Here is a 14051-nt window from a genome sequence, read left to right on the forward strand (position 1 = left end):
ACCGCGCCAATGAGTGGCAATGTAGCCATCGTTCGGCCATTGGCCCCGGGATGACAGATCCCCGGCTGCCGGTGTCACTGCCGTTGTCATGGTACTGAGGTAATAGTGAAAGAGTTACTGAGAAAACTGTTTGCGCCCATTCTGCGTCCCTTTGAAGCGGGCGAAGGCGCGTTCTCCTACAAAAAATCCCACCGCACCATTCTGGTGGCGGTGGGCTGCCTGTTCCTGGTGTTGTCCGTCGGCGGCCTGGTGGCCGCCATCATGGCCGGCCAGCTGTCAGGTGCGCTGCCTGTGGTTGTGTTTTTTGTCGTGGCGCTGGTCTGTGTAGTGGTTGGCGGGCTGGGTTCTGACCGGGCTGTGGCCAAAATCTGGGGTAACAGGTAAGGCTTGGCACCGCGGCTTGTGCAGGCAGCACACCGCTGCTGCAATCAGGCAAATACCGCGGTCAGTTCGCCGCTGCAGAGTGCTGTTCCGGCATTTTCGCGAACCACAAAGCCGGCGCTGAGGGCATCGTCCTGCTGACTGATGATGGCAATTTTCGCCTGCAGTTGTGAGCCGACCGGCAGCGCGTTGCGGTGGCAGTGCAGTGTCCGCAGCATGACGATATGGGCCTTTCTTAACCCGCCTTGTTGCAGGGCGCCATGGCATGCCAGCAACTGGGCGGCGTATTCCAGTCCACACCAGGCAGACAATTGGTCGCCGCGCAGCAGGGGATTGTCGGCGGTGATCACCGCTTCTCCCCAACTCCGCAGGTCGCCGTCGCTGGCGATACCCTGCAGCAGGCACATGTTGCCGCTGTGGGGCAGCATGGCATAGCAGCCGCCGGCATCGGTGAATGGAGGCGTGGCAGCAACGTCTTCAGCAGGGACCACTGCATCCGGGGCCGCTGTAGCATTACCGGTGGCATTACCCCGGCACACTTCTCTCCCGGACTGACTCAAACTAAAGCGCCAGTCCTGCCCCCTGGCCTGCCAGTTGACCTGCAGCGGCTGCCCCGCTTGTACCACCCCCGAAAACCGTACGCGCTGCAAACTGTCGATGTCGCCCGGAGCTTCGCCGCCAAGCAGTAAGTCCAGCAACAGCGCGCCCGGAACCACAGGTTGCCCCGGAAAATGACCGGCCAGGGCAGGGTGGTTTCCGGGGATTAAGAGAGACTGTGGAGCGATGTCAGGCATGTGTCGGAGGGAGTCCGGAATGGTCTGCGGGCGGGGCGAAGCGATTCAGCTTAACAGACGCCTATGCTATAGTCCGCCCCTTTATGACAGTGTGATGAAGGTCACTGTGGAGCCGGGGATTACAGGTTTCGCGGGGGCAATTGGGGGGAAGGCGATACACCGGGGTACACCGGACGCGGCCCTGTAAACCGCCGGGCGCTTCCGGGGATTGAGAACGTGAAAAAAAAGATCCTGGTCATTCACTTTTCCCAGACGGGGCAGCTGAACGAAGCCGTTAAGGCCTTTGTGGCGCCACTGCAGGCGTCTGATACCGTCGAGGTCACCTTCGAAGTCCTGCGTCCTGTTGAGCCTTTCCCTTTTCCGTGGCCATTCCTGCGTTTCCTGGATGTGTTCCCCGAGGCGGTCTATGACGACCCGCCGCCGCTGCAGCCTTCTGCTCTTAAAGGTGACGAACAGTTTGACCTGATCATCCTCGCCTATCAGGTGTGGTTCCTGTCACCCTCGCTGCCGGTTACCGCCTTTTTGCAGAGTGAACTGGCGACCAAACTGCTGCGTGATACGCCGGTGGTCACCCTGATCGCCTGCCGCGATATGTGGCTGATGGCGCAGGAGCGGGTCAAGGCGCGCCTGCAGCAGTTGGGGGCCAAACTGGTAGGTAATGTGGCCCTGACCGATGAGGCCGGTAGCCTGCTGAGCTTCTTTGCCACGCCCCTGTGGGTGACGACGGGGCGCAAGGGGCCGTTTTTCGGTGGCCTGGTACCACGAGCCGGTGTGGCGCCGGAACGCATTACAGCCTGCAGCCGTTTTGGTGAACGGATTCGTGAACGCCTGCAGGGCGATCTGCCTTTGCAGGAAGACCTGTTACGGGGCTTGCAGGCGGTACGCATCGACCCGGCGCTGGTGTCCAGCGAAAAAGCCGGTCAGCGGGCCTTCCGTATCTGGGGGCGGCTGTTGCGCGCGCTGGGGCCATCCCGCAGCTGGCAGCGCAAACCGGTGCTGGCGTTTTACGCGGTTTTTCTGGTGACGCTGATTGCGACCGTGATTCCGCTGAGTATGTTGATTAAAAAACTGGTGGCGCCCTTCGCCCGCGAGCGCATAGCTGCCCAGCGGGCCTATTACAGCGCGCCATCCGGTGAAGAGTAAGCTCTGCAAGAGCATGGACAGCCGATGAGATCCGTTTATATCACAGCCACTGCTGCGGCCCTGCCCAATGCCCCGGTCACCAATGACCAGATGGAATCGGTGCTGGGACAGGCAGGCAACAAACCCTCCCGGGCGCGCTCGGTGGTGTTGCGCAGCAATGGGATTCAGACCCGCTACTACGCCATCGACCCGGCCACTGGCCTGCCCACCCACAACAACGCCCAACTCACCGCTGAGGCCATCCGCGGCCTGCCGCCGGAAGCCGATGCTGTCGGTTGCCTGGCCTGTGGCACCAGCCTGGCAGACCAGCTGATGCCCAATCACGCGGTGATGGTGCAGGGCGAACTGGGGCTGCCCTCCTGTGAGGTGGTGGCCACCAGTGGCGTCTGCCTGGCGGGTATGACCGCCCTCAAGTACGCCTGGATGGCGGTGGCTTCCGGTCAGTGCGAGCGGGCTGTGGCAACCGGTTCCGAGGTGGCCTCGGCGGTGCTGCGGGGCCACCTGTTTGAGCCTGAAGTGGAGGCCCGGGTGGAGGCGCTGGAGAAACAGCCGGAGCTGGTGTTCGAGAAGGACTTCCTGCGCTGGATGCTCTCTGACGGCGCCGGTGCCATGCGCCTGGCACCGCAACCGGCAGCGGATGGCCTGTCCCTGCGCATTGAGTGGATTGATGTGCGCTCCTACGCCGATCAGCTGGACGCCTGTATGTACGCCGGTGCCATCAAGTGTGAGGACGGTTCGCTGCAGGGCTGGAAAGAGATGGCGCCGCAGACCTGGCTGGATGAGTCGGTGTTTGCCATCAAGCAGGATGTGAAACTGCTCAACCCCAATATCGTGCCGCTGACCGTGGAGCGCCTGTTGCCCGAGGTGATTGAGGCGCGGCAGCTGCGGGCGGAGCAGGTGGACTACTTTGTCCCCCACTACTCATCCGAATACTTCCGTCAGCGCCTTTACGACGGCATGAAAACCGCCGGCTGTGAGATTCCCTTCGAGCGCTGGTTTACCAACCTCAGCCGCTGCGGCAACACCGGGTCGGCCTCCATCTACATCATGCTGGATGAGCTGCTGAAGAGCGGCCGCCTGCAGGTGGGTGAGCGTATCCTCTGTTACGTACCGGAGAGCGGCCGCTTCTCGTCGTCGTTTATGTTGCTGCAGGTGTGCGGCCCCGAGACGGCGGGAGAGTAAGCCATGAAAGAGAACGAGGTGCCACAGGACCAGGCCCCCGGTCTCGGCGGTGAGCGCAAAGCCCTTTACGCCCGCGATGCCAGCGGCCGCTACACCACCGTCGCTTCCAGTGGTTGGGATGCCGAGGAGATCGTGCTGCAGCAGGCGCTGGATGAATACAGTCGCGCCTGTGCCGCCGCCCGGGCAAGGGTGGAGCGGGGCGAGTCCGCCGCGCTGGAGTACCACATGTACAGCCGCCGTATGGACGTCACCCTGCTGGCGCAGAGCACCGGCTTTTTCAAATGGCAGGTGCGCCGTCACCTGCGGCCGCAGGTATTCAGCAAACTGTCTGTGCGCAAGCTGCAGCGCTATGAGCAGGCCCTGCAGTTGAGTGCCACCGAATTGGCTTCCCTGCCGCCCCCTCCCACACCGGATTTGCCCCAGTCATGACCAGTTTTGAACACCGCCAGACCGCCCACTGTGAAAGCGGCGCGGTCTCCTCACTGCTGCGCCACCACGGTTTACCGCTGTCTGAACCTATGGTGTTTGGCCTCTCGGCCGCTCTCACCTACGCCTACATCCCGCTGCTGAAGATCGGCGGTATGCCCATGCTCGCCTATCGCATGCCGCCGGGCATGATTATCCGTGGCCTCAGTAAACGGGTGGGCATCAACTTCCGCTTCCAGCGCTTCCGCCGCCCGGAACAGGGCATGGCGGTATTGGACCAGCACCTGGCCCAGGCTCGCCCGGTGGGCTTACAGACCTCGGTCTACTGGCTGCCCTACTTTCCGGAAAACATGCGTTTCCACTTCAACGCCCACAACCTGGTGGCCTATGGTCGCGATGGCGAGGATTACCTCATCAGCGATCCCACCTTCGAGCACCCGGTGCGTGCCGACGGTCCCTCGCTGCAGCGTGCCCGCTTCGTCAAAGGCATGCTGGCCCCCAAGGGACTGATCTACTATCCCGAGAAGATGCCGGCGGCGGTGGATTATCCGCGGGTTATCCCGGCCGCCATCGGCCGCACCTCGAAGCTGATGCTGGAGACCCCGCTGCCCTTTATCGGCGTGCGCGGTATCAACTACGTGGCCCGCAAGCTGGAGGGCTTTGACCCTGCCGGTGACCACCAGCAACAGCTGATCCTCGGCCACATGGTGCGCATGCAGGAGGAGATCGGTACCGGCGGTGCCGGCTTCCGCTTCCTGTTCGCCTCCTTCCTGCAGGAGTCAGCGGAGCTGTTGCAGAACGAACGCCTGCAGGTTGCTGCGGACCTGTTTACCGACGCCGGGGATGAGTGGCGACGCTTTGCGCTCTATGCAGCGAAGATGCTGAAGGGGCGGATGGAGCTGGATTACCACAAACTGGCGGAGCAGTTGCGGCAGGTGGCGGCGATGGAGGAACGGGGGTATCGGGACTTGCGGAAGGCGATTGGGTGATCTTCTGTGTGGTGCTTTTTTGTCTGGCGCTCTTTCTGATTTATGTTGTGAATTTGGGCTGCCTGTTTCGCCCTGCTGGGCGAGTTACTTTTCTTTTGCTGTCGCCCAAAAGAAAAGTAACCAAAAGAAAACGGCGACCCGGTTCGCTGGTCAGCTGGTAAAAGGCACCAGCTGACTCCCCTCTCTCCGGCCTGTCTGCGGGGGTCGGCCTGATGGGCCCTCCTGGCCCAACAGGCCTGAAGCGCACGTCCATGTGCGCTTCTCCCCCACAGCCAGCCCTCCGTTCAGCAGCTCGCACGGGGATCGAGTCCGTGCCAGTGCCATGGTTATTTCAAATTCAAAAGATCGCGCGGAGGACCGCGCTCCTACAGCGCACGATCCGGGTTTCGTAGGAGCGCGGTCCTCCGCGCGATCTTTTCGGCTTTTTGAAATCTGTTTTGAATATGGCACGGACTTGGGGGCCCCTGCGCAGCGCCGAGCACCGCAGTGGTGGAGGGGGAAGCCGGCCATGGACGGCCGGCTTAGCCTTGTTGCGCCATGGAAGGCGCATCAAGGCGACCCCGGAAGCGCGAGGAGCACAGGGAACCGGAAAGCGTGTTTTTGCTTTCCGGCGCGGAGGTGGGGTTGGGCTTTCTTTTGGTTACTTTTCTTTGCCCAAACAAAGAAAAGTGACTCGCCCGGCAGGGCGAAACAGGCAGCTCAAATCCACTGGGGAAACCCACTCATCAGCCACAACTAACCCGCACCACATGCCACCGCCCATCCTCATCCCCCGTCACACACAACAACGCGCGAACACCGTAGGGAGGAGACTGCACAAACGCCAGCAACGCCCCGGCACTGATAGCGGGATAGTAAGCCAGCGACGGGTCAAACCAGCCCCCCTGCCACAGGTCTGCAACGGCTGCACGACAGGTGGGAGCGGCAAACAGCAAAGTCCCTTCCTGCTCCGACTGCATGGCTTGCAGCCACTGCTGGAGGGCATCGCTGTCGGCTAAACAGCGCAGCTGATCCACCTGGCCCAGCGCAGTGGCACCACTGCCACTCCTTGCCAGACGCAACCAGTGACTGCCCTCGCCCTGAGTGTTTGAGTCGGTGCTCACTGCCAGCCGTTGCCGGTGGTGTGCCAGTGGCGTCACCGCCTCTTCTACTATGCCCACCAGCGCTTCATCCACGGTACCACTCAGCAGGTCGAGGCTGGCCACCTGCAGTGTCGCTACAGTGGAGGCATCGCCGCGGGAGACAAACTGGTTGCGGCCGCTGAGTTCGAGATTACGGGCCACGTAGAACGAGGCGGAGTTGCTGAGGGAGTTGATGAAGTGGGCCGGCTTGGGCGTGTCGCCGCGGCCGATCATCTGCTCGTGCATGGTGATGGCATTGCTCAGGGAGGCAAAGCGCGAGCCCATGTAGAGGCCGGTGCGGGGAGACAGAGGCTGTTCGCCGACGCAGCGGGCCGAGCCCAGCAGGGCCAGTTGGGTGTAGCGATCTATGCGCCGGGGACGCTCGCGACAGACCGCATTCACGTCGGCACGCAGATCTGCGGGCGTTTCGTTCTCGGCGACGTTGGCGGCGTAATCGCCGCAGGCAATGATGTCGAGCTTATACATGCCGCGGCTCCCCAGAGTGGCGCAGCACCAGGCTGCAGTTGTTGCCACCAAAACCGAAAAAGTTCAGCAGGTAGTGGCCATCGGCCGCTGTCTGGGGGGCCGTGGTGGGTACTACCCCCAGCGCCGGATCGGCATTACGAAACCCGCTGCTGGCGGGCAGCAAGCCGTGCTGCAGGCAGGCGCCGGTGAGCAGGGTCTCCATGGCGCCGCAGCTGCCAAGGGTGTGTCCCAGTGCCGCCTTGAGGCTGAAAAAAGGCGGGATGGCGTCGGCAAACAAGCGTCGCATACCGGCGGCTTCGCTGTCGTCGTTGAGGGGCGTGGCGGTGCCGTGGGCTTTGATTGCGAGGATATCGGCAGGCAGCAGACCGCAACTCTCCAGCGCCTCCTGCATGACCGCGGCGATGGTGGAGCCGTCGGGATTGGAGGTGGAGATACCGTAGGTGTCGCACTGGCTGGCGCCACCCACCAGTTGCAGCCCGGCGTCATCGTCGGCGGCAGTCAACAGCAGCACGCCGCAGCCCTCACCCAGCACCAGGCCGTTGCGCTCCCTGTCGAAGGGGCGCATACCGTTGGCGGCCAGCAGCTGCATGCTGTGAAAGCCGCCCAGAGTCGTTTCATTGCGCGCCTCCAGGCCCACCACCAGTGCATGGCGACAGAGGCCATTGTTGATGGCGGTGGCAGCTGTCAGCAGGGCGTTGGCGCTGGCAGTACAGGCGGTGTTGAAGGAAAAATCGGGGCCACAGAACTGGTGTTGGCGGCGGAGGTGGCTGCTGATCTGCAGAAAGCCGTCCAGTGGCATCGGCACGGCGCTGTCGGCATCGGCCTGCCACGCCTGTTGGTAGCGCTGTTCACCAATGCCGATACCGTAGCAGGAGGAACCGATAAACAGGGCTGTGTCACGGCGCTCAGCCACACTCAACGGGTGGCTAGCAAAGAGCTGCGCCAGCGCCCCATCCAGCAGCCACTGCAGCCTTGCTCCGGCATCCTGTGGTCCGTCGCTGACACCGCAGTAGGGTACCTGCAGCTGAGGATCAAACAGTTCCAGGGTCGCTTCCCGGGCGGGGTTTACCCCTTGGTAGAGGGCTTCAAGGGTATGCGGCAGGGTATTGCCCAGTGCGCTGACCAGTCCACCGCCGGCAATCTTAACGGCACGCTGCAGCGCGGCACCCATGGCTTATTCGCCGCTGATAAACTGCGCCAGCGTATTGACCGAGGTCAGCGCCAGGCGGGTTTCGTTACCGCTGTCGATGTGCTTGCCAAAGCGGCGCTTCACCTCCAGCGAGATACTGAGGGCGTCGAGGGAATCCAGGTTGAGGCGACTCTGGTCACCCAGCAGGAACTCGTCGTCGAGGATCTCATCGGCGCTGACGTCCACATCACACTCATCGACGATCAGCTGTTTCAGTTCGGCTTTCAGTTTTTCCATGGCTCTTCTTCAGTGTTTCGTTCGGTTAACGTCAGCGCGGATCAGGCGCGGCGGCGTTCAATCAGGGTGGCCAGGGCCACCATGGTGGCGGCGAACAACAGCAGCTTGCCGGCTTCCGGCAGTACCGCTATCACATCGCCACCGCGCAACAGAATGTCAAAAAAGCCCTCCAGGCCCCAGGCCATGGGGGAGAGGTCGCTCAGCTGCTGCATTGTAGCGGGCATGATAAAGCGTGGCACCATCACCCCGCCGAGAGCGGCCATGATGATGTTGCAGACGGCGGCAAACATGGTGGCCTGCTCCACCGTGCCGGCCAGTTGCGCCACCAGCAGGGCATAGCAAACGGCCGCGAGGCTGGCGGCCAGGGCGATCACCAGCAGCGCCCAGGGGTGTTGCCCCAAGGTCAACTGATCGCCACCCAGCCAGGGCACCAGGTAGAGGCCGATCAAAAACAGCATCACCACCTGCAGCAGGTTGATACCGAAATAGGGAATCAACTTGCCCGCCAGCAGCTGGCCGCGGCCGATACCCTGGCTGCGCAGGCGGGTCAGGGTGCCTTGCTGGCGCTCGCTGATAAAGGTGGTGGAGAGCGGGATGGCGATGAAGAACATGGCGAACAGCAACCAGGCGGGGACATTCTGCTGCACCGAGGTGGGGTACTGCTGCTCCCCTTCAAACAGGGAGCTGGCACTGTAGAGATCGTTGTTGTTGATCAGTTGCCGGATATCGTCGGCGGACTCCAGCAGTTCACCGTAGCTCAGCTCCAGGCTGAGGCGCTTGAGCAGGAAGCTCACCTGGCTCTCCACCACACCGGTAAAGATGGGTGAGGTACCGGGAGCAAAGAGCAGCTCCACGGCGGTCTGCTGTGCCGCCAGTTGTTCGGCGAAGCCGGCGTTGATAATCAGCAGGAACTTGGCGTCATCCGCCTGCGCGCGGGCGCGCAGTGCCTCCTCGTCGCCGCTGTCCTGCAGGCGGTTAAAGGTACCTACCTCTCCCAGACCCTCCACAAAGCGGGCACTGGCCTCGCTCTGGTCGCGGTCCAGCAGCAGGTAGTCGAGGCGGGTGTCGGTGTTGAGCGAGTACTGATTTTGCAGTGCAAAGGTCATCACCAGGATAAACACGGCAGGCATCAGGAACAGCAGTGCCAGGCCGTGGGGGTCGCGCCCCAGCAGCTGCAGCTCTTTCCTGATCAGGAATCCGGTCGCTGACATATCAGTCCCTCAGGTTGCGGTGAGTGAGATCGAGGAACAGGGATTCCAGGTTGTGCTGGCCGTAGCGCACCCGCACGATGCCCAGGTGCTGCAGCTGTTGCACCAGCGACAACATCTCGCCGAGCTGTGCCGGCTGGGCATCCAGCTGGCGGCCACAATCGCTGACGGTCACGGATGGGGCCAGCAGCGCCCGCTCGCTGGCACCCAGGGGACGTTGCAGTTCCAGGCTCAGGCGCTCGCTGCCCTGCTGTTCCAGCAGTGTCTGCAGCTCGCCCTGCAGGCGGATCTCGCCGTGATCCACAATGGCGATGCGATCGCAGAGGCTCTCTACCTCCTCCATGTAGTGTGAGGTGTAGATCACCGTGGTGCCCTGGGCATTGAGTGCAGCAATGGTCTGCAGGATAAAGTGGCGCGAGTGGGGGTCGATGCCCACCGTGGGCTCGTCCAGCAGCAGCAGGCGTGGCTCATTCAGCAGGCCAATGGCCAGGTTGAGGCGCCGCTTGAGGCCGCCGGAGAGATTGCCGGCGCGGTCGCCGAGGCGTTCGCTGAGGCCGGTCTGTGCGGCAGCCTGGGCAATGCGTTGCTGGCGCTGCTGTTTGTCCAGCCCCTGCACCCCGGCAAAAAATTCCAGGTTCTGCTGTACCGTCAATGGCAGGTAAAACGCGTACTCCTGTGGCACCAGCGCCAGTCGTGCCTTTTGCAGGGTGCCCGGTTGGGCGAGGTCGAGATCGTTGATCCACACCTGTCCCGGCGGGCACGGCAACAGTCCGCTGAGGATGGAGAGCAGGGTGGTTTTGCCGGCGCCATTTGGGCCCAACAGGCCGAACAGGCTGCCTTCACCGATCTCCAGCGAAATATCCCTGAGGCTGGGCTGCTGGCTGGCGGGGTAGGAAAAACGCAGGTTTTGTATGCGGATCACAGGCGACTCGGGCAGCGGTAACGAAAAGGCGGTCGGGGCACAGCGCTCCCGACCGCTTCCGGGGTAGTGGCCAGCTGCGGTTATGCGGCGCTGGCATCAGGGCCCGGGATCAGGGGTAGCCGGATTCGTTGGCGTTGAGCTCAACCCCGATCACCCGCCAGCCGGCGCTGTAGTGGCTCTCGTTGGCAAACACCACGCGGCCCTGGCCTTTGTAGAGGGCGGCCATGCGCACCGTGTCACCACCCTTGAAGTTGAAGGGGATCCAGGCCTTGCCGGTCTGGTAGTTGTGGGTAGCGGTAGGCTGACCAACCAGCGCGTAGACCTCGGACATGCCCATGCCCTCCTTGACCACGCTCAGCGGTTGCTTGCCAGTGGCGGCGGGAGCGGCGCTGGGTTTGCCCGCCGCGGGTGCGGCGTTGGCCACCTTGGCCTTGGCACCGGCTTGCTTCAGCGACACGCTGCCTTTGACATACTGGGCGTCACTGCCGTTGTTGAGCTGCTTAAGGGCCTTGCTGGCGTACTTGCGCAGTTTGCGGTGGGCATCGCTGTCGGCGATCTCCTGCAGGGTGCTGCGGTAGCGGTTCAGGCCGGATTGTCCCAGTGCCTTGGTGCCCCAGGCCATGGCGTCAATGTTGGTGTTGCTGCCGTCCTGGTAGGTCTGCAGCATCACTTCTGCCAGGACATCCAGCACTTCAGTGTCTCTGGAGCCGGTGTGGTAGAGGGATTTGGAGACGTCGCGAACGCTGACCGGGCCGCCGTTGACCAGGCGGTCTACCTGCAGGGCGCCGGCGGCATCCAGGGCGAAGGCCTGTCCGGCGGAGAGACAGGTAAGGCTGAGCAGCAAGCTGCCAAGAATAAGTAGTCGTTGCATGAGAATAACTCCTTGTTGTGTGGGTTTTCTTCCAGTTAAAACGTCATGGTCGGGTGCGGTGGCTTGTGCCCTGCGAACCTACCACAGCAGTGGCAGGAAGCGTTTGCTGCGGGTGCGGTAAGCCTGGTAGCTGTCGCCAAAGACCTGGCAATTCTCCTCTTCCTCAAAGCGCGCTGTCAGATAGAGCGCCAGGGTGACCAGCAGCGCCACCAGCGTGGCCATCATTCCCGGCTGTTTCAGGTACAGGCCCCAGTTAAAAGCCAGTAAGGCACTGTACATGGGGTGGCGGATATAGCCGTAAATGCCGGTGGTGATCAGGTGTTCGGTGTTCTCGAAGGCGAAGTTCTCGATGGCCTGTTGTTCCCGGCCCTGGCCGCGGGCGCGGCGCAGGTGCAGCAGCCCGCTGACCAGCAGGCCCGATGCAGACAGCATCAGTAACAACGACAGCAGCTGGCGCAGGGAGAACAGCTGCGCGTGCCACACCGGCAGCGCCTGCAGCAACAGCCAAAGTACACCGACAAAGGCGAAAAAACGGTAAAAGCCGTGGCAGGCGGGGTTGCGCAGCTGCTGGCGGCAGAGCCAGGCCAGCAGCAGGCTGCCGCCGCCAAATGAGAGGGTGGTTAGGCTCATCAGTCGTTCCAGCGGCGGAATATCAGCGAGGTGTTGATGCCACCGAACGCAAAGTTATTGCTCATGATGTATTCGCAATCCAGGCGGCGGCTCTCACCGCGGATGTAATCCAGCTCGGCACACTCCGGATCGATATTGTCGAGATTGGCGGTGGCGTGGAAGCGGCCGCGGTTCATCGACTCGATGGCGACCCAGGCTTCGAGAGCGCCACAGGCGCCCAGGGTGTGGCCGGTGAAACTCTTGAAGGCACTGATGGGCATACGGCTGCCGAACAGGTCGGCGGTGGCGTGGCTCTCCGCCACGTCGCCGCGATCGGTGGCGGTGCCGTGGGCACTGACGTAGCCGATGGCACCGGCATCCAGACCGGCGTCATCCAGCGCCTGTTGCATGGCCAGCAGCATGGTCTCGCGGGTGGGCTGGGTGATGTGGGTACCGTCGGAGTTGGTACCGAAACCCACCAGTTCGGCGTAGATGGTGGCGCCGCGGGCGCGGGCGTGCTCCAGCTCTTCCAGCACCAGGGTGCCGGCACCTTCACCGATCACCAGACCGTCGCGGTCGCGGTCAAAGGGGCGCGGGGTCAGTTCGGGGGAGTCGTTGCGGGTACTGGTGGCGTAGAGGGTATCGAACACCGCAGCCTGGGTGGGGCAGAGACCTTCACAGCCGCCGGCCAGCATCAGCTGCTGCTTGCCAAAGCGGATCGCCTCGTAGGCGTAGCCAAGACCCTGGCTGCCGGAGGTGCAGGCGCTGGAGGTGGTGATCACCCGGCCCTTGAGGCCGAAAAAGACGCCGATGTTTACGGGTGCGGTGTGGCTCATCATGCGCACATAGGAGGTAGCCGTGAGACCGTCTACCGCTTTGTTGATGAGCATATTGCCGAACTCCTGGGTGGCGGCAGTACAGCCACTGGAGGAACCGTAGGCCACGCCCATACGGCCGTCAGTAATACAGGGATCCTCCAGCAGGCCGGCCTGCAGCAGCGCCAGCTCCGAAGCGCGGGTGGCCATCAGTGCCACCCGGCCCATGCTGCGCACTGCACGGCGGGGGTAGTGGGCGGGTTTCTCAAAGTCGGTGACGGGACCGGCCAGGCGGGTATTGAGGCCGCGGTACTCACCCCATTCGGGCAGTGTGCGGATACCGGTGGTGAGGCTCTCCAGGTTACCTGAAATGGTCTCCCAGTCGCTGCCGATGGGCGAGATACCGGCCATGCCGGTGACCACAACGCGCTTCATTAACATATACCTCCGTTAACCGAGAGTACCTGCCGGGTGATGTAGGCGGCGTCGGCGGACATCAGGAAACTGACGGCTGCGGCCACCTCTTCCGGTTTACCCAGGCGTTGGCTGGGGATCATCTTCATGGCTTCTTCCACCGGTACTTCTTCGATCATGTCGGTCTCGATCAGGCCCGGGGCGACGCAGTTGACGGTAATTTTGCGCTTGGCCAGCTCTACCGCCAACGCTTTGGTGGCCCCAATGATACCCGCTTTGGCGGCGCTGTAATTGACCTGACCCCGGTTACCGATGATTCCGGACACCGACGACAGGGTGACAATGCGGCCCGGAGCACGGCGGCGGATCATGGGCATGATCAGCGGATTGAGCACATTGTAGAAACCGTCGAGGTTGGTGTGCAGTACCAGATCCCACTCCTCGCCGGGGATGGCGGGGAAGGCGTTGTCGCGGGTGACGCCGGCGTTACACACCACACCGTAATAGGCGCCGCAGGTTTCAACGTCCGCCAGCAGCACTTCGCTGCACTGCTCCCGGTCGGCGATATCAAACTGCAGGATACGGGCAGAACGCCCCAGGGCTTCGATCTCAGCTTGTACGGCAGCAGCCTGCTCCATACCGCTGCGACAGTGCAGCACAATGTCGTAGCCATCGGCGGCCAGACGCAGGGCGGTGGCTCGTCCGATTCCGCGGCTGGAGCCGGTAACCAGAATGGTGCCTTTGCTGTTGGTCTGATCGCTCAGGGGTGCCTGGCTCATGGCTGCATCGCTCATGAATTGTCCTCTAAAAATACTTCTACATTGTCCGGCTGGAACACATTCAGTGTGGCCCGGGCCTGATATTGCTGCCCGTCAGGGGCCGTGGCTGTCAGCTGGCATTCGAAGGCGCCGAGACCATTTTCCCCCGCCAGCTGTTGGTGTACATAAATCTCCAGCTCGCTGCCCAGAGGCAGGGTCGGGCCGTCCGGCTCGTATCGGCGGGTGCCCACCAGAAAACCGATTTTAACAGCCTCGCCCCGCTGGCGGGCCTGTACGCCGGCCCAGGCGGCAATGGTCTGGGCCATATATTCAATCCCCACCCAGGCGGGAATGCTGTCGCTGCCCGGTCCGGCAAAGGGGGAGTCGGCGGGGATTGAGGCGCGGGCCCGCAGCCAGTCCTCTCCGCCATCAAGGATGGCATCCAGCAGGCTCATGGTGGCGGCGTGGGGTACCACCTCGGCGATGGGGTAGTCGCTGATGTGCAT

General features: G+C 62.8%; 16 protein-coding genes. 5 read left to right on the forward strand and 11 right to left on the reverse strand.

Annotated features, from left to right (window positions below):
• The first annotated feature begins 105 nt into the window (after positions 1-105).
• Complete coding sequence (locus tag GSF27_RS11315; RefSeq protein ID WP_160969069.1) at positions 106-384, forward strand: hypothetical protein; 279 nt, start codon at positions 106-108, stop codon at positions 382-384.
• A gap of 44 nt (positions 385-428) precedes the next feature.
• On the opposite strand, the gene GSF27_RS11320 is transcribed toward GSF27_RS11315, so the two are convergent.
• Positions 429-1079 carry a hypothetical protein gene (locus tag GSF27_RS11320; protein ID WP_160969080.1) on the reverse strand — a complete coding sequence of 217 codons (651 nt, stop codon included), beginning with the start codon at positions 1077-1079 and terminating at the stop codon, positions 429-431.
• A gap of 312 nt (positions 1080-1391) precedes the next feature.
• On the opposite strand from GSF27_RS11320, the gene GSF27_RS11325 reads away from it, so the two are divergent.
• Genes GSF27_RS11325 through GSF27_RS11340 form a run of 4 tightly spaced genes read left to right on the forward strand, consistent with a single transcriptional unit; the run spans position 1392 to position 4915 of the window.
• A complete protein-coding gene (locus tag GSF27_RS11325; protein WP_160969082.1) occupies positions 1392-2318 on the forward strand; it encodes a dialkylrecorsinol condensing enzyme in 927 nt (308 codons plus the stop codon).
• A gap of 24 nt (positions 2319-2342) precedes the next feature.
• On the forward strand, positions 2343-3500 hold the full coding sequence (locus GSF27_RS11330; protein WP_160969085.1) for a beta-ketoacyl-ACP synthase III: 1158 nt from the start codon (positions 2343-2345) through the stop codon (positions 3498-3500).
• A 3-nt stretch (positions 3501-3503) separates the two neighbouring features.
• A complete protein-coding gene (locus tag GSF27_RS11335) occupies positions 3504-3929 on the forward strand; it encodes a hypothetical protein (RefSeq protein WP_160969087.1) in 426 nt (141 codons plus the stop codon).
• Positions 3926-4915, forward strand: coding sequence for a BtrH N-terminal domain-containing protein (locus GSF27_RS11340; RefSeq protein ID WP_160969089.1), 990 nt, complete (start codon positions 3926-3928; stop codon positions 4913-4915). The genes GSF27_RS11335 and GSF27_RS11340 overlap by 4 nt, the downstream gene beginning before the upstream one ends.
• 725 nt (positions 4916-5640) lie before the next feature.
• Here GSF27_RS11340 and GSF27_RS11345 read toward each other — a convergent pair.
• From GSF27_RS11345 to GSF27_RS11390, 10 genes are all read right to left on the reverse strand, one after another.
• Entirely contained in the window at positions 5641-6522 is an 882-nt protein-coding gene (locus tag GSF27_RS11345) for a beta-ketoacyl synthase N-terminal-like domain-containing protein (RefSeq protein WP_160969091.1), read from the reverse strand.
• A complete protein-coding gene (locus GSF27_RS11350) occupies positions 6515-7693 on the reverse strand; it encodes a beta-ketoacyl synthase N-terminal-like domain-containing protein (protein ID WP_160969093.1) in 1179 nt (392 codons plus the stop codon). The genes GSF27_RS11345 and GSF27_RS11350 overlap by 8 nt, the downstream gene beginning before the upstream one ends.
• 3 nt (positions 7694-7696) lie before the next feature.
• Positions 7697-7948, reverse strand: a complete 252-nt coding sequence (locus GSF27_RS11355) for an acyl carrier protein (protein ID WP_160969095.1) — start codon at positions 7946-7948, stop codon at positions 7697-7699.
• 41 nt (positions 7949-7989) lie between these two features.
• Positions 7990-9159 (reverse strand): ABC transporter permease, encoded by a 1170-nt coding sequence (locus GSF27_RS11360; RefSeq protein WP_160969097.1) that lies wholly within the window; start codon positions 9157-9159, stop codon positions 7990-7992.
• Between the two features lies 1 nt (position 9160).
• Positions 9161-10078 (reverse strand): ABC transporter ATP-binding protein, encoded by a 918-nt coding sequence (locus tag GSF27_RS11365; protein ID WP_160969099.1) that lies wholly within the window; start codon positions 10076-10078, stop codon positions 9161-9163.
• A 109-nt stretch (positions 10079-10187) separates the two neighbouring features.
• Positions 10188-10949 (reverse strand): hypothetical protein, encoded by a 762-nt coding sequence (locus tag GSF27_RS11370; RefSeq protein ID WP_160969101.1) that lies wholly within the window; start codon positions 10947-10949, stop codon positions 10188-10190.
• 78 nt (positions 10950-11027) lie between these two features.
• Complete coding sequence (locus GSF27_RS11375; protein ID WP_160969103.1) at positions 11028-11579, reverse strand: isoprenylcysteine carboxylmethyltransferase family protein; 552 nt, start codon at positions 11577-11579, stop codon at positions 11028-11030.
• Complete coding sequence (locus GSF27_RS11380; RefSeq protein ID WP_160969105.1) at positions 11579-12808, reverse strand: beta-ketoacyl-ACP synthase; 1230 nt, start codon at positions 12806-12808, stop codon at positions 11579-11581. Before GSF27_RS11380 ends, GSF27_RS11375 begins: the two co-directional genes overlap by 1 nt.
• The gene (locus tag GSF27_RS11385; RefSeq protein WP_370462597.1) at positions 12808-13581 is read right to left on the reverse strand and encodes a 3-ketoacyl-ACP reductase FabG2; all 774 of its coding nucleotides are present in this window, start codon (positions 13579-13581) and stop codon (positions 12808-12810) included. Before GSF27_RS11385 ends, GSF27_RS11380 begins: the two co-directional genes overlap by 1 nt.
• Positions 13578-14051, reverse strand: coding sequence for a hotdog family protein (locus tag GSF27_RS11390; protein WP_160969107.1), 474 nt, complete (start codon positions 14049-14051; stop codon positions 13578-13580). The genes GSF27_RS11385 and GSF27_RS11390 overlap by 4 nt, the downstream gene beginning before the upstream one ends.

The organism is Pseudomaricurvus sp. HS19 (assembly GCF_009857815.1).
Lineage (GTDB): Bacteria > Pseudomonadota > Gammaproteobacteria > Pseudomonadales > Cellvibrionaceae > Pseudomaricurvus.

Bases quoted from the DNA above. Each gene is read 5' to 3' on its own strand.
- GSF27_RS11330 (WP_160969085.1), top strand. From the start codon at position 2,343: ATGAGATCCGTTTATATCACAGCCACTGCTGCGGCCCTGCCCAATGCC.
- GSF27_RS11335 (WP_160969087.1), top strand. From the start codon at position 3,504: ATGAAAGAGAACGAGGTGCCACAGGACCAGGCCCCCGGTCTCGGCGGT.
- GSF27_RS11340 (WP_160969089.1), top strand. From the start codon at position 3,926: ATGACCAGTTTTGAACACCGCCAGACCGCCCACTGTGAAAGCGGCGCG.
- GSF27_RS11345 (WP_160969091.1), bottom strand. From the start codon at position 6,522: ATGTATAAGCTCGACATCATTGCCTGCGGCGATTACGCCGCCAACGTC.
- GSF27_RS11350 (WP_160969093.1), bottom strand. From the start codon at position 7,693: ATGGGTGCCGCGCTGCAGCGTGCCGTTAAGATTGCCGGCGGTGGACTG.
- GSF27_RS11355 (WP_160969095.1), bottom strand. From the start codon at position 7,948: ATGGAAAAACTGAAAGCCGAACTGAAACAGCTGATCGTCGATGAGTGT.
- GSF27_RS11360 (WP_160969097.1), bottom strand. From the start codon at position 9,159: ATGTCAGCGACCGGATTCCTGATCAGGAAAGAGCTGCAGCTGCTGGGG.
- GSF27_RS11370 (WP_160969101.1), bottom strand. From the start codon at position 10,949: ATGCAACGACTACTTATTCTTGGCAGCTTGCTGCTCAGCCTTACCTGT.
- GSF27_RS11375 (WP_160969103.1), bottom strand. From the start codon at position 11,579: ATGAGCCTAACCACCCTCTCATTTGGCGGCGGCAGCCTGCTGCTGGCC.
- GSF27_RS11380 (WP_160969105.1), bottom strand. From the start codon at position 12,808: ATGAAGCGCGTTGTGGTCACCGGCATGGCCGGTATCTCGCCCATCGGC.
- GSF27_RS11385 (WP_370462597.1), bottom strand. From the start codon at position 13,581: ATGAGCGATGCAGCCATGAGCCAGGCACCCCTGAGCGATCAGACCAAC.
- GSF27_RS11390 (WP_160969107.1), bottom strand. From the start codon at position 14,051: ATGCACATCAGCGACTACCCCATCGCCGAGGTGGTACCCCACGCCGCC.